General features: G+C 34.8%; 19 protein-coding genes. 16 read left to right on the top strand and 3 right to left on the bottom strand.

Going from position 1 to position 19,447, the window contains the following annotated elements:
• Positions 1-53: 53 nt before the first annotated feature.
• The 15 genes from NSS74_RS14285 (at position 54) to NSS74_RS14215 (ending at position 16,351) form a co-directional block, all read left to right on the top strand.
• A complete protein-coding gene (locus NSS74_RS14285) occupies positions 54-971 on the top strand; it encodes a CobW family GTP-binding protein (protein WP_193339770.1) in 918 nt (305 codons plus the stop codon).
• A gap of 298 nt (positions 972-1,269) precedes the next feature.
• Positions 1,270-2,487, top strand: coding sequence for a substrate-binding domain-containing protein (locus NSS74_RS14280; protein ID WP_002031313.1), 1,218 nt, complete (start codon positions 1,270-1,272; stop codon positions 2,485-2,487).
• Positions 2,488-2,577: 90 nt separating this feature from the next.
• On the top strand, positions 2,578-3,351 hold the full coding sequence (locus tag NSS74_RS14275; RefSeq protein ID WP_340813835.1) for an ABC transporter ATP-binding protein: 774 nt from the start codon (positions 2,578-2,580) through the stop codon (positions 3,349-3,351).
• Positions 3,329-4,030 carry a branched-chain amino acid ABC transporter ATP-binding protein gene (locus tag NSS74_RS14270; RefSeq protein WP_002141339.1) on the top strand — a complete coding sequence of 234 codons (702 nt, stop codon included), beginning with the start codon at positions 3,329-3,331 and terminating at the stop codon, positions 4,028-4,030. The genes NSS74_RS14275 and NSS74_RS14270 overlap by 23 nt, the downstream gene beginning before the upstream one ends.
• Before the next feature lie 22 nt (positions 4,031-4,052).
• On the top strand, positions 4,053-4,913 hold the full coding sequence (locus tag NSS74_RS14265) for a branched-chain amino acid ABC transporter permease (protein ID WP_002141340.1): 861 nt from the start codon (positions 4,053-4,055) through the stop codon (positions 4,911-4,913).
• A 49-nt stretch (positions 4,914-4,962) separates the two neighbouring features.
• Positions 4,963-5,916 carry a branched-chain amino acid ABC transporter permease gene (locus tag NSS74_RS14260; protein ID WP_002126891.1) on the top strand — a complete coding sequence of 318 codons (954 nt, stop codon included), beginning with the start codon at positions 4,963-4,965 and terminating at the stop codon, positions 5,914-5,916.
• A gap of 340 nt (positions 5,917-6,256) precedes the next feature.
• Positions 6,257-6,700, top strand: coding sequence for a MarR family winged helix-turn-helix transcriptional regulator (locus NSS74_RS14255; protein ID WP_002012331.1), 444 nt, complete (start codon positions 6,257-6,259; stop codon positions 6,698-6,700).
• A gap of 52 nt (positions 6,701-6,752) precedes the next feature.
• The gene (locus NSS74_RS14250) at positions 6,753-7,694 is read left to right on the top strand and encodes a ring-cleaving dioxygenase (RefSeq protein ID WP_002141341.1); all 942 of its coding nucleotides are present in this window, start codon (positions 6,753-6,755) and stop codon (positions 7,692-7,694) included.
• A 16-nt stretch (positions 7,695-7,710) separates the two neighbouring features.
• The gene (locus tag NSS74_RS14245) at positions 7,711-8,766 is read left to right on the top strand and encodes an LLM class flavin-dependent oxidoreductase (RefSeq protein WP_002031331.1); all 1,056 of its coding nucleotides are present in this window, start codon (positions 7,711-7,713) and stop codon (positions 8,764-8,766) included.
• Positions 8,767-9,391: 625 nt separating this feature from the next.
• The gene (gene cydA / locus NSS74_RS14240) at positions 9,392-10,795 is read left to right on the top strand and encodes a cytochrome ubiquinol oxidase subunit I (protein ID WP_002012335.1); all 1,404 of its coding nucleotides are present in this window, start codon (positions 9,392-9,394) and stop codon (positions 10,793-10,795) included.
• On the top strand, positions 10,782-11,798 hold the full coding sequence (cydB, locus tag NSS74_RS14235; protein ID WP_002141342.1) for a cytochrome d ubiquinol oxidase subunit II: 1,017 nt from the start codon (positions 10,782-10,784) through the stop codon (positions 11,796-11,798). Before cydA ends, cydB begins: the two co-directional genes overlap by 14 nt.
• Positions 11,798-13,519 (top strand): thiol reductant ABC exporter subunit CydD, encoded by a 1,722-nt coding sequence (gene cydD, locus NSS74_RS14230; RefSeq protein ID WP_002031336.1) that lies wholly within the window; start codon positions 11,798-11,800, stop codon positions 13,517-13,519. Before cydB ends, cydD begins: the two co-directional genes overlap by 1 nt.
• A complete protein-coding gene (gene cydC / locus NSS74_RS14225; RefSeq protein WP_002141344.1) occupies positions 13,516-15,240 on the top strand; it encodes a thiol reductant ABC exporter subunit CydC in 1,725 nt (574 codons plus the stop codon). The genes cydD and cydC overlap by 4 nt, the downstream gene beginning before the upstream one ends.
• A 195-nt stretch (positions 15,241-15,435) precedes the next feature.
• Entirely contained in the window at positions 15,436-15,657 is a 222-nt protein-coding gene (locus NSS74_RS14220) for a hypothetical protein (protein ID WP_002031341.1), read from the top strand.
• Between the two features lie 244 nt (positions 15,658-15,901).
• Positions 15,902-16,351: a DUF6376 family protein gene (locus tag NSS74_RS14215; RefSeq protein ID WP_002012340.1), complete on the top strand. Its 450-nt coding sequence runs from the start codon at positions 15,902-15,904 to the stop codon at positions 16,349-16,351.
• Positions 16,352-16,386: 35 nt separating this feature from the next.
• Here NSS74_RS14215 and NSS74_RS14210 read toward each other — a convergent pair whose 3' ends face one another.
• The 3 genes from NSS74_RS14210 to NSS74_RS14200 all read right to left on the bottom strand — a co-directional run bounded on the left by NSS74_RS14210 (position 16,387) and on the right by NSS74_RS14200 (position 18,263).
• Complete coding sequence (locus NSS74_RS14210) at positions 16,387-16,725, bottom strand: EamA family transporter (RefSeq protein ID WP_002135751.1); 339 nt, start codon at positions 16,723-16,725, stop codon at positions 16,387-16,389.
• Positions 16,718-17,059, bottom strand: coding sequence for an EamA family transporter (locus tag NSS74_RS14205; protein WP_002086172.1), 342 nt, complete (start codon positions 17,057-17,059; stop codon positions 16,718-16,720). The genes NSS74_RS14210 and NSS74_RS14205 overlap by 8 nt, the downstream gene beginning before the upstream one ends.
• Before the next feature lie 202 nt (positions 17,060-17,261).
• Positions 17,262-18,263, bottom strand: coding sequence for a S66 family peptidase (locus tag NSS74_RS14200; RefSeq protein WP_002141346.1), 1,002 nt, complete (start codon positions 18,261-18,263; stop codon positions 17,262-17,264).
• 219 nt (positions 18,264-18,482) lie between these two features.
• Here NSS74_RS14200 and NSS74_RS14195 point away from each other — a divergent pair, with 219 nt between their 5' ends.
• On the top strand, positions 18,483-19,436 hold the full coding sequence (locus NSS74_RS14195) for a D-alanyl-D-alanine carboxypeptidase family protein (protein WP_002031349.1): 954 nt from the start codon (positions 18,483-18,485) through the stop codon (positions 19,434-19,436).
• Positions 19,437-19,447 lie beyond the last annotated feature (11 nt).

Here is a 19,447-nt window from a genome sequence, read left to right as displayed (position 1 = left end):
GTAATAATTACGCTTTGAAGAAATTTGAAGTAGAGAAATGGATGGTCGGTCGAATGAGTAAAGTAGAAATTCATATATTAGGTGGTTTTTTAGGTAGCGGAAAATCAACATTGCTGCAAAATTTATTATTAGCAGAAAAGAAGAAAAATCGAAAAGTTGCAGTTTTGATGAATGAAATCGGTGAATACTCGGTAGATACAGATATTATTGGAAAAGAGAATGTGTTAAGGGAACTTCTGAAAGGATGTATTTGTTGTACGTTAAAAGAAGAGCTTGAAATTCAATTACATTCTTTATATCAACAAGAAAGACCAGATGTAATTTATATAGAAACAACAGGTGTCGCACATCCAATTGAAGTGTTAGATGCATGTGTATCACCAATTTTAGCTCCTTTCCTTGAAGTGAAATCAATTGTCGTCGTTTTAGATGCAGTAAGGTGGTTAAATCGAAGTGTATTAAGTGCAAACGTTCAGCAATTATTACATGAGCAACTGAAGTTTGGTAGCCACATTTTAATTAATAAATTAGATTTACTAACAGATACGGATAAGAACAAAGTAATTGAAGAAGTAAAAGCAATAAATAATCATGCGAAATTGTTTGAAACAAAATATTGTAATATATCTTTAGAAGACATAGAAGAAGCTGAATTTACGAATGATGGGGAACATGAGACACTACATGTCAAACAGCATTTACATATACAAACGATGACGTATCAATTTACGAAATCGATTGATCAAGATAAATTATACGAATGGCTTTCGAATTTACCAGATAGTATTTATCGTGTAAAAGGATTTGTGAAATTCCATGGAGATAAATACCCTCACTTATTCCAATATTCATTTGGCGTACCAACTTTACTGGAACAAGACTTCGGTTTCCCGACAAACTTGGTAGTAATAGGGGAAGGATTAGATAAGAAGCAATTGGTTGAGGGGTTAGAGAAAGTCGAAAATAATTAATCGGTTTTTCTAATCATTTTTTTAGGTAAGCTGCAAATAATTGACTTAATGAATTAAGTCAATTATTTGCAGCTTTTTGCGTGATGATTACTGTAATGAAACAGTAATTTCATTTGAACAACGGAATATATATTGATTGTATGTCCGTTTCCATTTAATAGGAAGGTGATTATAGATTTGTGCCGAATGTAGAGGTTACTACAAGAGTTTTCCATTACCAATTTTAAAGTCATGATTACGGACAGGGGAATTTGGCGTGTTTGATTCTATCAGAAAGTAAAGTATGGGGAGGATCACAATGTCGATGAAAAAACGTAAATGGCTAAGAACGGTGGTTACTGGTTGTGTTTTAGGGTCATTATTAGTAACAGTAGCTTGTTCGGGAAAGAAGACAAGTACAGAAGATGAAAAGACGATTAAGGTAGGGGTTCTTGCTTCATTAACAGGTCCATTAGAATCATATGGAAAACAAACAGTGAACGGATTTGAATTAGGGTTAGACTATGCAACTGGTGGAACTGGGAAAGTGGAAGGGAAGAAGATTAAGTTTGTTGTAGAAGATACGGAAACGAAAGCTGATGTAGCGGTTAAAAAAGCTACGAAGTTATTAGAAGAAGAGAAAGTCGATTTTTTAGTCGGATCGTCTAGTTCAAGTGATACATTAGCGGTTTTACCACTTGCAGAGGAATATGAAAAAATAATGGTTGTAGAACCAGCAGTTGCTGATAGTATTACCGGGAAGAACTGGAATAAATATATTTTTAGAACAGGTAGAAACTCTTCGCAAGATGCGATTGCTGGGGCTGCCTCAATTGCTAAAAAAGATGTAAAGATTGCGACGTTTGCTCCAGATAATGCTTTCGGTCGTGAAGGGATTGCAGCATTTAAAGCGGGAGCAAAGAAATTAGGTGCGAATATTGTAAACGAGCAATACGCGGATACGAATTCAACTGATTTCACTGCAAATATTCAAAATATTATTAGCTCAAAGCCAGATTATTTATTTATCGTTTGGGCAGGTGCGAATTCACCATGGAAACAGTTGAAAGATATGAATGTGGAAGCGCAAGGTATTAAAATTTCTACTGGTGCACCTGATATACCAGCATTAAAAACGATGGATGCACTAATAGGGATGCAAGGGTTTTCTGTTTATTATCACTCACTTCCAAAGAATAAGGTGAACGATTGGCTAGTAGAAGAACATAAAAAACGTTTTAATGGTGCTGTTCCAGATCTGTTTACAGCAGGAGGAATGTCAGCGGCAATTTCTATCGTCGAATCTTTAAAGAAAACGAAGGGCGATACAGATGTAGATACACTTATTAAGAAAATGGAAGGGATGGAATTTGAGACACCGAAAGGAAAGATGAAATTTAGAGAGAAGGATCATCAAGCATTACAAACTCTATATTCTATAACGCTGAAAAAGCAAGATGGTGTTGATTATCCAGTACCAGTGTTAGAGAGAGAATTAACGATGAAAGAGACAGAACCATCAATTCAGAATAAATAGACTGAATTTTCTGTTGTCTTTGTATGAAGAGGGAATACCCTCTTTATACTTGTTTCTTTCATAAACATGGCTTTCAGTGGGAGGGATTTTATGACACATTTGTTAGAGACGAAAAATCTTTGTGTATCTTTTGGGGATCATCATGTTATTAAGGATGTTAATTTAACGGTACAAAAAGGAAAGCTCATTTCAATAATTGGACCGAATGGTGCTGGAAAGACAACGCTATTCAATTTACTAAGTGGACAAATTTCTCCAACAAAGGGTGAAGTATATTTTAAAGGACAAGAGATTACAAATTTATCAATTTCGGATCGTACTCGATTAGGAATTGGTCGTTCTTTTCAACTTACAAATATATTCCCAGAGTTAACGGTACTTGAAAATGTTCGTTTAAGTGTTCAATCATTTGTGCAAGATTACTATAGTTTTTTTCCGAGTTCGGCAAAATTTAAGCAACAAGTTGGAGAGGCGAGACGTTTCTTAAAAACAGTATTACTTCACGAGAAAGAATATGTATTAGCGAAAGATCTAGCGCATGGGGAAAAACGAAAGTTAGAGCTTGCTATGTTATTAGCATTAAAAACGGATGTATTACTACTAGATGAGCCGACAGCAGGTATTTCTGTTGAGGAAGTTCCGGCTATATTACAAGTAATCGAAAATATTAAAAAGAATCCAGAGAGCACAATCGTACTTATCGAACACAAAATGGATATGGTGCTAGATTTATCAGATCATCTTATCGTTTTATTTCATGGGGAGTTATTGGCTGAAGGATTGCCGGGAGAAATGATGAAAGACGAGCGAGTACAAAGTGCTTATTTAGGGGGATTATATAGTGGCACTACTACAAGTGAATAATATAGAGACGTATTTAGATCAGTTTCATATTTTACAAGGGGTATCTCTTACTGTTGAGAAAGGAACGATTACTGTACTGTTTGGAAGAAATGGGGCAGGGAAGACTACGACATTACGTTCGGTTATGGGATTTCACCATATCGCACATGGTGAAATTTATTATGATAGTACACAAGTAAATGGATTATCTACACATTTAATTTCAAGGAAAGGAATAGGGTATGTACCAGAAAATCAAGGTATTTTTCACGACCTGACAGTAGAAGAAACATTCGCTCTTGCTAGTGGGAAGGGAGCAGAAGCGGAAGAAAAAATAGACTGGATGCTTGAATTATTTCCAGATTTAAAGCAATTTTGGCACAAAAAAAGCGGACTCTTAAGCGGAGGGCAAAAGCAAATGCTAGCAATTTCAAGAGCATTTATTAATAGTGATGGTTTATTACTTATTGATGAGCCGAGTAAAGGCTTGTCGCCCATTATGATAGAAAAATTAATGATAGCCATTTTGAAAATGAAGGAAAAAACGACTGTTTTACTTGTTGAACAAAATTTTATGATGGCTAGTCAAATCGGTGATTATTTTTACATTATGGATAATGGGCGCATTGTGCATAACGGTTTCATGGAGGAACTGCGAGAGGATAAGGAAACATGTCATAAATATTTAGGTATTTCTTAACATTGATACGGGGGGATAGAACGTGGATGTGCTAATTAACTTATTTGTAAATGGCGTTTCGACAGGGATGCTTATTTTTTTATTAGCGTCTGGTCTATCACTTATTTTCGGTTTAATGAGCGTACTAAATTTTGCGCATGGCGGTTTATTTGCATGGGGAGCATTTACAGGCGTTTGGTTGTTTAATATGACAGATAGTTATTTATTAGCGCTAATTGGGGCAGTCGCTATGGGTATGTTCCTCGGTTTCATTTTAGAAAGATTTCTTATTAGACCAGTGTATGGAAACCATGTGCGGCAGCTTCTCGTGACACTCGGAGGAATGCTCGTTCTTAGCGAGTGCATCAAAATATTTTGGGGTCCTAATCCAATTGCTGCAAAATTACCGTTATGGCTTCAAGGCAGTTTTACATTTGGAGGAGTTATCTTAATAAAATATCGCCTATTCGTTATTTTAGTTGGGATACTAATTTACATCGCTTTACTATTGCTGCTGAAAAAAACAAAGATAGGACTTATGATTCGCGCTGGTGTAATGGATAAAGAGATGGTTCAAGCTCTCGGAATTAACGTAAAAGCGATATTCTCGTTTGTTTTTTTATTAGGAGCAGGGATGGCGGCGTTAGGTGGTTTTCTACTAGCACCATATTCAGGAGTTATTTTTGCTGAGATGGGTATGCAGTACGCAATTTTAGCTTTTATAGTAGTTATTATTGGCGGATTAGGTAGCGTACAAGGTTCAGCGCTAGCATCTTTAATTGTCGGATTAGCCGGTGCTTTTACAGCGTATTTTTTGCCAGATTTATCTCTTGCAATTAATATGTTAATGTTACTATTTTTCTTAATAGTGAAGCCAACGGGACTTGTTGGTGAAAAGGGGTGAAATGGTGAACAGCACATCGAATCGAATTAAAGTATACTTCGGAGTATTTATGCTCATTTGTTTAAGTGTATTTCCATTCGTAAATGATTCACGGAGCTTGTTAATTTTGTTCACTCAAATCTTCATCTTTGCTATTTTCGCTATGAGTTTTGATGTTCTCCTTGGATATACAGGTATTGTTTCATTCGGTCATTGTATGTTCTTTGGTATAGGGGCGTATGGGGTAGCACTTTTATTTGATCGACAAGGGGTGTCTATCACAAACTTTTTTATAGGAATAGCAGCCGCAATTATTGTATCAGCCATCGTTAGTTATATAATCGGTTTGCTTTCTTTACGGCTGAAAAGTCATTTTTATGCAATGTTAACGCTCGCTATTTCCCAGCTGTTTTTTGTACTTGCTGAAAAATGGCGTTCACTGACTCATGGAGGAGATGGATTTACATTTCGTGTACCAGATATATTCCGTGATCGTTTTACATTTTATTATATAACATTTATATGTCTAATCAGTATTTTCATTTTGTTACGTCTTTTCACAAAATCTTCAATTGGGAAAGTGTTAAAGGCGATTTCACAAAATGAACAACGAGTTGAAGCACTTGGCTATAAAGTTCTTCATTATAAAATTATTGCTAGTGTTGTTGCAGGAGTAGTTGCAGCGATTAGCGGTGGTTTATTTGTTATCACTTTACGCTTTGTTAATACAACTGTATTTTCAATTGAAATGACATTAAATGCATTATTGATGACAATGATTGGGGGAGTTGGAACTTTAATCGGAGCAATCGCTGGAGCTGGGATTATTGAATCATTGAAATATTATTTATCCGAATTAGCGACGGAATATCCAATTTTTGAACGATGGACGATCATTCTTGGTTTATTATACATTATCGTGCTACTAGTTTTTCCGAAAGGGTTAGTTGGAACAGTTAAGAAGTTGAAGAATTTTAAAAGAAGTAAGAAGGAGAAGAGCACAGGGGTGGAGCAGAACGTTTAAACCCTTTGGAATAAGGTTTTGGTAATAAGGAATAGCTCTATATAAGATAAAAAGGTTTTAGGTGAAGCTATATAATATGAAGTCCCTCCTTTAACTTATCTAAAGGAGGGTTTGCCATTTCTAGAAAAGAACTTGGGTGTATGGAATTCGTGAGATTGTTATTTTGTATAAAAGTCTATTGCGTTAATTAAATAGTTCAATTGATGCTAATTTATTATTTCTAATTGGAAAAATAGCTGGTTAAGATTTTTGGGATTAAATATGTATTTACTCTTTACTTGCTTTTTTATCACTTGAGTGGTAAAGTGATAGTAAGATCAACGCTAGGAAGTGATGAAACATGCGTGAAAATACGATAGGATCGTTAATATGGCTACGTTTAATACGATTTACGAACCAAAGTAATCAAATGTCAAATGAGTTTTTAAAACGTTTTGATTTAACAACAGCCCAATTTGATGTGCTTTTGCAAATACGGACTTATCAGCCATTAACACAAATGGAGTTAGCAGAAAAGGTTACCGTTACACAAGGCGGTATTTCTCGAATGTTAACACGTCTTGAAAAAGAAGGATATATTATACGAAAACAAGATTGGAAAACGAAAACAATTAGTCTTACAGAGCAAGGGGAAGCGGCTTTAGAAAGAGCATTGCCAGAGCAACTTGCATTTCAATCATCATTTTTTGATGATGTATTAAATGAAGAAGAGCAGAAAATACTATACGAGTTGATGTCAAAAGTTCATAAGCATAGTGAAAAAAAAGAATTACCGAATGAGTAATTTTTTTTACTTAATCAATTGACTAATCAAGTGATAAAGGGGAGGAAGTTTTATGTATACAATTCCAGGACATCACCACATTTCTATGGTGACTAAAAATGCGAAAACGAATAATAATTTTTATCGAGATGTTTTAGGATTACGCCGGGTGAAAAAGACAGTCAATCAAGATAATCCATTTATGTATCATTTGTTTTATGGTGATTTAACAGGGAGTGCCGGAACTGAATTATCATTTTTTGAAATGCCGAATGTAGGTAGAACAATCCGTGGTACAAATGCAATAACACAAATAGGCTTGCTCGTACCTTCAATAGAAAGTCTTACATTTTGGAAGAGACGTTTTGAGTCACTCCAGGTGGCGCATGGGGAAATTACAACTTACGCCGGAAGAGACGCACTGCACCTTGAAGATCCAGATGGTCTACGGTTAGTGCTGTTAAATAATAAAGATGAAGAGGTGCCTGAATATTGGACTGCATGGGATGAATCTTCTGTAGAGCAGAATCATCGTATTTTAGGCATGGGAACAGTTGAAATGACAGTGCGCAGTTTAAATAAATTATCAAAAACATTAACAGGTTTGTTTAGTTATAAAGAAGTATCTCGTTCAGACGATGAGGGGATTTATCAATCTATTGATGGTCAATCTTTTGGAGAAATTTTGGTGAAACAGCAAGATGGAGAGAGTGAAAGACCAGGAAAAGGAAGTATTCATCATTTAGCTATTCGTGTGAAAAATGATGAAGAACTGAGTTATTGGAATGAAGCGGTGAAAGATAAAGGGTTCCAATCAACAGGGATTATCGATCGCTTTTATTTTAAAAGTTTATATTTCCGTGAGTCAAATGGCATTTTATTTGAGATTGCGACGGATGGCCCAGGATTTACAGTAGATTCAACAGTTGAAGAATTAGGAAAAGAGCTGGATTTACCACCATTTTTAGAAGAGAGAAGAAAAGAGATTGAAGAGAAATTAATACCGCTTTATTAAAAGGGAGAGAGCAACTATGGAAAAATACCGTATTGATACAAGTAAGGGAATTGAATTTGGATTATATTCAATTGGAGATCATATTTTAAATCCGCATGATGGCTCGAAAATAAGTGCAGAAAAAAGAATTCATGAACTAATTGAAACAGCTAAGTTAGCAGATGAAGCTGGAATTGATGTGTTTGCTGTCGGTGAAAGTCATCAAGCGCATTTTACAACGCAAGCTCATACAGTTATTTTAGGAGCTATTGCACAAGCTACGAAAAACATTAAAATCGCGAGTTCTGCAACAGTATTAAGCACGTCAGATCCGGTTCGTGTATATGAGGATTTTGCCACAATTGATTTAATTTCTAATGGTCGTGCTGAAATCGTTGCTGGTCGTGGATCTCGTATTGGGGGATATAGTTTACTTGGTTACGATGTAAATTATTATGAAGAACTATTTGAAGAGAAGATGGATCTTTTATTAAAAATAAATAAAGAAGAAAGTGTAACATGGAAAGGGCAGTTTAGAACGCCACTTGAACATGCGGCAATTATACCGAGAGCTAAAAATAACAATATGCCAATTTGGCGTGCTGTTGGAGGGCCACCTGCTAGTGCAATTAAGGCAGGACGCGCAGGTGTACCAATGATGCTTACGACACTTGGTGGCCCAGCTGTTAATTTTAAAGTTTCGGTTGATGCATATCGTGAAGCAGCTGAGCAAAGTGGTTTTGACCCAGCAACATTACCAATTGCAACAACAAGTTTATTTTATACAGCAGAAAATTCACAAGATGCACTTAGTGAATATTATCCTCATATTAATGCTGGTATGCTTGCGCTACGCGGTGGTGGGTATCCAAAACAACAATTTACTAACGCAGTAGATCACCGTGATGCGTTAATGATTGGTAGCCCGCAACAAATTATTGAAAAAATGCTTTATCAATATGAATTATTTGGACAGCAACGTTTTATGGCACAGATTGATTTTGGCGGTGTACCATTTGATAAGATTGAGAAAAATATTGAATTAATTGCTACCGAAATTATGCCGGCTGTTAGAAAATATACAACGAAATAATGATTAAAGTACCGGGAATATAATTTATTCTCGGTACTTTTTTATTTAGTCTGTTTGAAAAATGACAAAAAAACGAATTTTATGTCTAGAGAAAGGGGAGTTTTTTTCTATTTGTGAATAACAATATTGTTGATTTGAATTTTGGAAATACATTTTTCTCTTGACAAAAAACTAGCATATTTCTAGGTTTAATTCGAGGACATTTTTCAAGGAGAAAGTCAAGTGTATGAAGAGAAAAACATAATAACAATTGATATAAGAGTGTGTTGTATGTTTGAAAAGTACGTTTTTAAAATGTGAGAAATCTAATTCAAAAAAATTACAAAAGACATATTTCAGACAAAATCCTGTCAATAATACGTCAAAAATCACCTGAATTTATTATGTAAGTATATTATACAATTCGATTAACGAATAAAACACTACTGAAATAGTGAAAAGGTAAATCGTATGAAGAAAGTTCTTTTGTAATTATCTAAAAAACTGACAATCTATATTTTCAGAAAGTACATAAACGAATTTATCTTTTTGTATTTCCAAATGATTGAATTGTTCGTTATGAAATGAATTCATACAATTCAATCGATATTACGATATAAAAAAATATGAAGGAAGTGACTTTAGCATGGAAACGCTCGAATTGGCACGAATACAATTTGCATCAACAACGATTTTTCATTACTTTTTCGTTCCGCTGTCTATAGGTTTAGCTTTTATCATTGCGTTAATGCAAACGTTGTATGTGGTAAAGGGACAAGAAATTTATAAGAAGATGACAAAGTTTTGGACACAAATATTCCTTGTTAACTTCGCGGTAGGTGTTGTAACAGGTATTTTACAAGAATTTCAGTTTGGTATGAACTGGTCAACGTATTCACGTTTTGTTGGTGATGTTTTCGGACCATCACTTGCAATTGAAGGTTTATTAGCATTTTTCATTGAGTCTACATTCCTAGGTTTATGGGTATTCGGTGAGGATAAACTTCCGAAGCGAGTTCACCTTTTATGTATTTGGCTCCTCTCAATAGGAACAATGTTATCAGCATTTTGGATTTTAACTGCAAGTGCATTTATGCATGCCCCAGTAGGATATGAAATGGCAGCAGATGGACGTGCACAAATGAATGATTTTTGGGCGATTATTCAAAATCCACAATTATGGGTGCAATTCCCGCATACAATTACAGCGGCGATTGCAACTGGTGCATTCTTTATTGCAGGTGTAAGTGCATGGAAAATATCAAAAGGCCAAGAAACTGCGGTGTTTAAAAAATCGTTCCGAGTTTCTATCGTTGTTGGAACAATTACAACTGCATTGGTATTATTTTTCGGTCATGCACAAGCACAAAATTTAATTAAGACACATCCGATGAAAATGGCAGCAGCTGAAGCATTATGGAATACGAGTGAGGATCCAGCTCCATTTACAGTATTTGCAAAAATTGATACAGAGAAGAAAGAAAATTCGTTTGAAATTCAAATCCCTTATATGCTAAGTCTATTGTCATACGATAAATTTAGCGGTCAAGTTGAAGGGATGAATCAAATTCAAAAACAATATGAAGAAAAATATGGACCTGGAGATTATATTCCGCCAGTACATACTATGTTCTGGAGTTTTAGAGCGATGGTAATGAGTGGAACATTCATGCTTCTTTTAGGAATGTACGGCTGGTTCTTATCAAGAAAAGATCGCTTAACTGAAAACCCTTGGTATTTAAAAATAATGGTATATGCAATTGCACTACCGTTTATCGGTAATACAGTAGGTTGGATTATGACTGAAATGGGACGTCAGCCTTGGGTTGTCTTCGGTGTTATGAAAACAGAAGATGCTGTATCTCCAAACGTTTCATTTGGAGAAGTATTATTCTCTCTTGTTTCATTCACATCACTATATTTAATTGTTGGAGGAATTACTGTTTACTTATTCGTTCGTATCATTAAAGGACATGCGAATAAGAAAACGAAAAAGGATTATCAAAGCCATGATCCATTTGATAAGGAGGAAGAGTATGTTATCTCTTAATGAGTTGTGGTTTCTAATTATCTCAACCTTATTCGTTGGCTTCTTTGTACTTGAAGGTTTCGATTTTGGTGTAGGAATCGTTTCAAGGTTTTTAGGGAAAAACGATTTGGAAAAACGTATATATTTAAATACAATTGGGCCGTTTTGGCACGCAAATGAAGTATGGCTTGTTTGTGCTGGTGGCGCTATGTTTGCGGCATTCCCGCACTGGTATGCAACTTTATTTAGTGGGTTTTATATTCCATTTGTGTTTATGCTTCTTGCATTAATTATAAGAGGTGTTTCCTTTAAATTCCGTGCGAAAATAGAAAATCATAAATGGAAGAGTTTCTGGGATTGGGGCATGTTTATTGGAAGTTTGCTACCTCCTATACTTTGGGGAGTTGCAATCGCAAACTTTATGACAGGTGTACCAATTGATGGAAGTAAAAATATGGTAGGCGGATTTATGAAATTACTTCACCCATTTGCGTTACTTGGGGGAGTTATGTTTCTTCTTCTATGTATTGTTCATGGTTTGCAATTCCTTACTATACGTACAACAGGAAAATTACGAGAACGCGCACGTATTGCCGCGACAAAGATTGCACCTTTTGCATTAATAACACTTCTTGTTTTTGCAGCTGTAGGGTTATGGAAAACAGATATTTTCACCGCACATGGTTCAGAGTGGCTAATGGTTCCAATTGGAGCTTTTGTAGCGCTATTTGTTTCTACTTTATTAAATAAAAGAAGAAGAGATGGTTGGGCTTTCTTTATGACGAGTTTAACAATCATTTTGTTAAGTGCAAGTGTGTTCATCGGTATGTTCCCGCGTGTCATGATTAGCTCATTAGGAGCGGTAAATGATTTGACAATTTATAATGCGGCATCAGGACCTTATGCATTAAAATTGATGAGCTATTTTTCTCTTGCTATTTTACCGTTTGTTATCGGTAGTCAAATATGGAGTTTCTATGTATTTAGACAACCTGTTAAGTCAGACAAAGATTTGGAGTACTAATGAAAAGAAAAAGAGGACTTCCGTCGTATCCTGGTAGCCGAGTTTTATATGTAACTTTAAGTCTTATTAGCATTTTAGAGGCGTGTAGTATCATTGCGCAGACAGTATTTTTAGCACGAGCGATCACATTTTTATTTCATGGAGAAACAGTGCAAGCTGTGCTAAATGAAACTGTTTATTTTGGGATCACGTTTGCAGCACGCCAAATGTTAGTGCGAACATCGCAAATATTGGTTGAGCGTTTCGCTGAAAAAACAGGATTTGCATTACGTAAACAGTTAATAGAAGCATATTTTACGTTAGGGCCGAGATTTGTCCAAACGAATGGGACTGGTCATCTGGTTACTTTATCGATAGAAGGTATTGAGAAACTTAAAACATATATTGAATTGACAATTCCTAAAATGATTAGAAGTAGTATCGTTCCAGGGCTAATTGTTCTATATGTTTTTACACTGGACATTAAGTCTGGAATCATTTTAGTTGTAACGATTCCAATTGTGATCATATTTATGATCCTTCTAGGATTAGCAGCGCAGAAAATGGCGGATAGCCAATATGAGACATATCGTGTACTTTCTAATCATTTTGTAGATACGTTAAAAGGATTAGAAACATTAAAGTATTTAGGGAAAAGTAAACAGCACGAAGGAAAGATTGAAAAAGTAAGTAAACGATATAGAAAAGCAACGATGCGTACTTTGCGAGTTGCTTTTCTTTCTTCTTTTGCATTAGATTTCTTTACGAGTTTATCAATTGCATTTGTAGCAGTTGGATTAGGGATACGGTTAATAGATGGGACAATTATACTGTTGCCAGCTCTTACGATTTTAATTTTAGCGCCGGAATATTTTCTGCCGATTAAGCAAGTTGGAGCGAATTATCATGCTACATTAGATGGACAACTTGCAATGGAGCAAATAGAAGAAATTTTACAGAAACAAAAAGAAATAGAAAAGAAAGATTCAAATGTAGATATAGTATGGAATTCTTCTAGTAGTTTGAAATTACAAGATGTAAAAGTAAATAATGATGAATCTGAAAAGGCTATATTAGAGGGAATTGATTTTACTTGGCAAGGTAACGGTGCTATAGGCATTATTGGTGAAAGTGGGGCAGGGAAATCAACGTTAATCGATGTGTTAGCAGGATTTCTACCGCCTTCGGGTGGGAAGATGTTAGTAAATGGTGTGGAAATTGGTGAATCTACTCGAGAAGATTGGCAAAAAAATATTGCTTATATTCCGCAGCAACCTTATATTTTTCCGCTTTCATTAAAAGATAATATTTGTTTCTATGAAACGAATACAATTGATGAAGAAGTTGAGAGAGTTATTAATGAAGTTGGTCTTCGTTCGCTCGTTGCATCATTACCACATGGGATGTACGAAAGAATTGGAGAAGGTGGACGTATGCTTAGTGGCGGACAAGAACAACGTGTCGCTATGGCACGTGCACTTTTAAGTAAAAAGCCAATCATTTTATTAGATGAACCTACAGCACATCTTGATATTGAAACTGAATTTGAAATAAAGCAATCGATGTTACGTCTGTTTGAAGGTAAGTTAGTATTTCTTGCAACGCATCGTCTGCATTGGATGAAGCAAATGGATCATATTCTTATTTTAAATAAAGGGGAAATTAAAGAAAGTGGAACATATGAAGAACTTTTAAAGAATGAGACATTACATTTTCATAGGGAAGAGAGGGGAGAGCGATGAGTAATTGGATTAAACCTTATATACAGCAAAATAAAGGTAGAATGACGTTGACTATTTTCCTCGGGCTTCTTGGAGTTAGTTCAGGTGCGATGCTACTTTTCATTTCAGGTTATTTAATTTCTAAATCTGCTCTCAGACCAGAAAATGTAATGGCTGTATATGTTCCTATAGTTGCAACGCGTGCGTTTAGTATAGGGCAAGCTGTCTTTCATTATTTAGAACGTTTAGTAGGGCATGACGTCGTTCTACGAATTTTAGAAAAAATGAGAACAAAACTATATAGAATTGTAGAACCACAGGCGTTATTTTTACGCTCTCGATTTCAAACTGGTGATGTACTAGGTGTATTGTCTGATGATATAGAACATTTACAGAATCTATATTTACGTACAATATTCCCTAGTATATTAGCGTTAGTTGTATATAGCATTTTCGTAATTGTTATAGGTGCATTTGACTTAGTATTTGCACTTATCGCAGCTTGTATGTTAGCTGTTATTGTTTTTCTTCTCCCATTCGTATCACTACTTTTGATGAAACGACATCATGTTGCTTTGAAGCGAGGAAGAAATCGTTTGTATCAACAATTGACAGATGCTGTATTTGGGTTATCTGATTGGCAGGCGAGTGGTAGAAAAGATGAATTTATTAATGAGTATGTAGCGCAAAATGTCCAGTTGTTAAAGACAGAAAAGAGAGTGAAACGCTGGTACCATATTCGAGACAGTATCATTCATTTAATAGTCGGCATTGTAGTTATTTCAATGATTATGTGGACTGGAAATCAAGCGGCAAGTGAACAGATTGCACCTACAGTTATCGCAGCTTTCGTATTAATGACATTATCTGTGACAAATGCGCTTATCCCTATATCAGATGCTATTGATCGAATTCCATCTTATGTAGAATCTGCTCATAGGCTTAAAAGCGTAGAAAGTGATATCATTTTGCAAGATGGAAATGAGTTACCTGGAGATAAAGATTACGTTGCACAAAAACATATAGATATTGAACTGAGTAATGTGTCGTATAATTATCCGGATAGTAATGAACCTGTATTAAAAGATGTATCATTGCAAATAAAGGCAGGAAAGAAAATTGCTATTTTAGGTAGAAGTGGAACAGGAAAATCTACTTTACTAAAACTGTTAACTGGTGCGCTACGTCCGGTGAGTGGGCAAGTTATATTGAATGGTGAACAAGCTCATACGGATTTTTTGTCAAAATATATTTCTGTATTAAACCAAAAACCACATTTATTCGATACGACAATTGGAAATAATGTGCGGATCGGTAAACCAGAGGCTAATGATGAAGAGATATGGAAAGCTTTAGAGAAAGCACAGCTAGCGCCGCACATTGCTTCTCTTCCTGATGGATTACAAACAAAAATGCATGAAATGGGAAAGAGGTTTTCTGGCGGAGAAAGGCAAAGGGTAGCATTTGCAAGAACTCTTATGCAAGAAGCATCGATTATTGTGCTTGATGAACCAACTATCGGTTTAGACCCTAAAACGGAATTAGCCTTAATAGAAACAATGTTTTCTGCAACAGAAGAAAAGACTGTTATTTGGATTACACATCATCTTGTAGGAATTGAACATGTAGATGAAGTTATTTTCCTTGATAGTGGCCAAATCGCTATGCAAGGTAGTCACGAACAGCTACTGAAAGAAAATGAGAAATATCGTAGGTTATATGAGCTTGATAAAGGTATATAGGAATGAAATGCAAAAAAACACAAATTCTTGGTAGTTCAAGGTTTGTGTTTTTTTGTATTTGTGGTGAAATCATATAAGCCGTATAAGCTATTTGATCATGAAATGGTTATATATTGTTAGAAAGGGTGTTTAAAACCTATCCTTTCAAGGCAATACTTGAGCCATAGTGAATGGATTGTTGGAAGGCGTGATTATATGTTTGAAGAGGATGGCATTGTTTTAATACTGGAGCCTGCTGATGAGCGGAATATGAGGAAATTTATTTTTACAGTACCGAAGTCAGTTTATGAAAAAAAAGAAATTTTATTACATTACGGAACACCTTTAGGTCAAGGATATACGGACATTATAGAAGATATTATTAGTGTACATATAGACATAGATATTATAACAGTAATAGGGCATGTGAGAGGATAAAGAGAAACTTTAATTAGTGAGAGCTATACGTACCTGGAAAACAGACGTACTTAAAATAAGTATGTCTGTTTTTATATTTAAATGAAGATAGTTTCGAGGTACATGTTGAACAGGATAATAATGATTTTTCTAGAATGTATAAGAGGAAGATTAAAAAAATAAGATATGATGTGATAAAGTGTATAAGAAGAAAATAAAGTGTTTATAAATGAATAAAAGTATGGCAATTATTTAGGAGGTAAAAATGAAGTTTACAAAAACAATGTTACTTTCAATTGTAGTTTCAATTGGTTTGATGGGATGTTCGCTAGTAGAGGAAGGGAAGAACTCCATAGATTACGCTCAAAAAGCGACAGACTATGTAAATGAAATAAGTGCATTTGCAAATGAAGCGCCAGCATTAGCAGAAAAGGCCGTTAATGATGGGGAAGCCCGGAAAGAACTAGAAACGAAACTTACTGAAATTAAACAAGATATACCAGCTTTTAATGAATTAACACCACCAGATGTAGCGAAGGATCTTCACCAGCAAATCGTCGGGTATAATGAAAAGTTAAATACATTAATTGATACATCTATGACAAAGATAGAGGAAGGGAAAATGAATGTAGAGCAGTTTAAAAACTCTGAGCTTATGCAGACGATAGAACAAGTTCGTGATTTGAAAGATAAGGTTCAAAATTTAGGGCAATAACAAAAAGATCCGTTTATCATAAACGGATCTTTTTGTTATTGAATACAATAGATGATTACACCAATGACAATAATAATGTTGCCAATGATTTTTCGTTTCGTGATTTTCTCCCCTAGGAAGTACCAACTGAAAATTAAAATGATGATATAACTTAATGATTCTAATGCAGATGCTTGCTTTAATGCCATGCCCTTTAAGGCGATCACATTTAATCCGGCATTAATTACAAATAAAAAGTAGCCGATGATAACATAAGGATTCACATATTCTTTTATTCTAGAATCGTATTGTTGTAAAGTAGCCTTTTTTAATAATATTTGTGAGTAATTGGCTAAAATTATCCCAAATATCAATAATAACATATAACTATTCATCTTTTGTCACCACCACAATTCCGACGATAATAATAGCTGCGCCAAGTATGTGATTCCACTGTATCGTATCTCCAAACAGGAATACTGACCAAAGCATTGACCATAGTATGATAATCCCACGGTGTGAATATGCTCTAGAAATTTCAAAGTTCTTAATGACTTGTTGCCATAGAATTGCATATCCGAATAAAAGTACAACAAGTCCGAAGTAAGCAATAAAAAATGAAATTGATGCAATAGGGAATTGAGATGCCCATTTCATGTAAACCATAATGATAGAATATATCAAGAAGGCTACATGTAGAAATACATAGTTTTTAATAGTTGGTTTCATATATTCACTCTCTTTTACTTTATATACACGTATGTAAACTCGATGTATATAATCAATAGCTTCTTATTATATATAAAAGGCATATTGAAATGATTTTTGTTTATTTCTTCACATTCCAAAATATATAGTATCATGTCTTCTAATGTAAAACAATAGAAGGCAATGCGTAGCTTTAGAGCTGAAAATAATAGAGCTAGTAGAGTTAGATTTTCCACTGTTCTATAATTTGTATCGTTTTATTTGTTGCATCCATCTCTACTTGAATACCTATTGGCAAAGTAATCATTGGATGAGTATGACAACAGTCAAAATCGGCTAGAAAAGGAAGTTTTTGATTTTGTAATACTTCTAATAATATTTCGTAAGGTTTTCTATTTGTACCACAATCATCAAATTGCTCATGTTTTCCAAGGATGATACCTGAAACTTTATCAAAAACGCCGTTAATTTTAAGTGATGAAAAACTTCTTTCGATAGTAGCTGCATCTTTTGAGCTATCTTCAATAAAGAGAATGTCACCATCTTGAATAAGTGGCATATAGGGGCTACCCCAAATACCTTGTATAGTGTTTAAATTCCCACCAATAATACGTCCAGTAGTTTTTCCGCCCATTACTGAAATCCAATTGTTCGGTCGAAGATCTTTTTCTTTCGTTTTTTCTTCCCAATTAATAAATTCATCTGACCAAAATAACGGCTGGTTTATGTTGTAAGGAAGGTGTTGATCAGTTAATAAAGTATCCGCAAAATATTTGTACGTGCAATCTACGAAAGGCTCAAATTCACCAAAAGAAGGAACAAGTGCTGGACCATAAAATGTAGGAATTCCTGTTTTTGCATAAATACCTAGTAATAATGCTGTTGTGTCTGAATAGCCAATCATTATTTTAGGATTCTTTTGAAAAGTCTCATAATCAATATAAGGTAATAATGAATTTGAATTCAGTCCCCCGATTGTCGACATGATACAAGAGACGTTAGGGTTTCTAATCAAGTCATTTAATTCCTCAGCACGCTCTTTAATGCTCCCGGAACGATAATAATCATATTGACCTGTTAGTGAACCTTCTAATATATGAAATCCTTTCTTTTGTAAGTATAATTTTGCGCGCTCAAATCTCTTTGGAGAAGTATAGGTTACTGGTGAAGAGGGAGAGTAGATGCCAATGGTATCGCCATATTTTAATGCTTTTGGAAGTATCATTTGTATAAATCCTTTCTATTATATAGTGTTTTTGTGTTTAAATGTAATTGAATATTCTTATATTTCGTTGTTTTTAGTGTAACACATATGAAAAAGAGAACGAGGTTGAAATTATAATTGTTATAGATGAATAAATATGCTTTTTACCTTGACGATATAAAGTAATTGTTGTTATGGTTAAACATGAGTGTATAAAAGGTTTGTTAAAGGAGTTTTAGAATGAAGCGGTTAAAATGGGGAAGATTAACAATCCTGTTAGTAGTAATTCTGGGTATATGTTGGTTCTTTTTCCAAGGAGTTCAAAAGAGTGAAACAAATGTAGATACTCAGCCTTTACAAGTGGCAGAGCTACCTAAAACAGGGCTATCTGAAAAAGTAGTTCCACCAAAATATATACCACCAGAAATTGATGCAAAAGCAGCTATTATTATCGATGCGAGTAATGGAGAAGTTATTTATCAAAATAATGAAAATGAAGCTGTTGCCCCTGCTAGTATGTCAAAAATGATGACAGCATATCTCGTTTTAGAGAGTATACATAATGGGAAAGTCCACTGGGAAGATCCAGTGAAAATAAGTGCAAAGTCGGCACAAACAGAGGGTGCAAAAATCCCGATGCAAGCAAATGATACATTAACTGTTAAGGACTTATATCATGCGTTAATGATTGAATCGGCTAATAATTCGGCTGTCGCTTTAGCGGAACATGTAGCTAAGACAGAAAAAAACTTTGTTCAACTTATGAATGAAAAAGCAAAGCAGTTAGAAATGTCAGATAAAGCTAAATTCGCGAATGCTTCCGGATTGCAGGAGCCTGACGGAAGTGAAACGAAAATGACAGCAGCTGACGTATCGAAATTAGCGTACCATCTTATAAAAGATTACCCAGAGATATTAGAAGTGACTCACTTACGTCAAAGTCAGTTAGCATTTAATAATATTAATGTTACAAACACAAATGAGATGTTAAACAAAAATAATAAAGCTTTATATATAGAAGGAATAGACGGTTTAAAAACAGGGTTTACAGATAGCGCAGGGTATTGTTTTACAGGTACTGCAAAACAAGGCGATAATCGTGTTATTACAGTTGTTATGGGGACAAAAAGTAAAACAAAACGTTTTACAGAAACAAATAAATTAATGTCCTATGCATTTCAATTGCTTAATTAGGTGAAGAAAGA

This window comes from Bacillus sp. FSL E2-8868 (assembly GCF_038005505.1).
Lineage (GTDB): Bacteria > Bacillota > Bacilli > Bacillales > Bacillaceae_G > Bacillus_A > Bacillus_A mycoides.
This window is presented reverse-complemented; position numbering and strand designations above follow the sequence as displayed.

Bases quoted from the DNA above. Each gene is read 5' to 3' on its own strand.
- NSS74_RS14285 (WP_193339770.1), top strand. From the start codon at position 54: ATGAGTAAAGTAGAAATTCATATATTAGGTGGTTTTTTAGGTAGCGGA.
- NSS74_RS14280 (WP_002031313.1), top strand. From the start codon at position 1,270: ATGTCGATGAAAAAACGTAAATGGCTAAGAACGGTGGTTACTGGTTGT.
- NSS74_RS14275 (WP_340813835.1), top strand. From the start codon at position 2,578: ATGACACATTTGTTAGAGACGAAAAATCTTTGTGTATCTTTTGGGGAT.
- NSS74_RS14260 (WP_002126891.1), top strand. From the start codon at position 4,963: ATGCTCATTTGTTTAAGTGTATTTCCATTCGTAAATGATTCACGGAGC.
- NSS74_RS14255 (WP_002012331.1), top strand. From the start codon at position 6,257: ATGCGTGAAAATACGATAGGATCGTTAATATGGCTACGTTTAATACGA.
- NSS74_RS14250 (WP_002141341.1), top strand. From the start codon at position 6,753: ATGTATACAATTCCAGGACATCACCACATTTCTATGGTGACTAAAAAT.
- NSS74_RS14245 (WP_002031331.1), top strand. From the start codon at position 7,711: ATGGAAAAATACCGTATTGATACAAGTAAGGGAATTGAATTTGGATTA.
- cydA (WP_002012335.1), top strand. From the start codon at position 9,392: ATGGAAACGCTCGAATTGGCACGAATACAATTTGCATCAACAACGATT.
- cydB (WP_002141342.1), top strand. From the start codon at position 10,782: ATGTTATCTCTTAATGAGTTGTGGTTTCTAATTATCTCAACCTTATTC.
- cydD (WP_002031336.1), top strand. From the start codon at position 11,798: ATGAAAAGAAAAAGAGGACTTCCGTCGTATCCTGGTAGCCGAGTTTTA.
- cydC (WP_002141344.1), top strand. From the start codon at position 13,516: ATGAGTAATTGGATTAAACCTTATATACAGCAAAATAAAGGTAGAATG.
- NSS74_RS14220 (WP_002031341.1), top strand. From the start codon at position 15,436: ATGTTTGAAGAGGATGGCATTGTTTTAATACTGGAGCCTGCTGATGAG.
- NSS74_RS14215 (WP_002012340.1), top strand. From the start codon at position 15,902: ATGAAGTTTACAAAAACAATGTTACTTTCAATTGTAGTTTCAATTGGT.
- NSS74_RS14210 (WP_002135751.1), bottom strand. From the start codon at position 16,725: ATGAATAGTTATATGTTATTATTGATATTTGGGATAATTTTAGCCAAT.
- NSS74_RS14205 (WP_002086172.1), bottom strand. From the start codon at position 17,059: ATGAAACCAACTATTAAAAACTATGTATTTCTACATGTAGCCTTCTTG.
- NSS74_RS14200 (WP_002141346.1), bottom strand. From the start codon at position 18,263: ATGATACTTCCAAAAGCATTAAAATATGGCGATACCATTGGCATCTAC.
- NSS74_RS14195 (WP_002031349.1), top strand. From the start codon at position 18,483: ATGAAGCGGTTAAAATGGGGAAGATTAACAATCCTGTTAGTAGTAATT.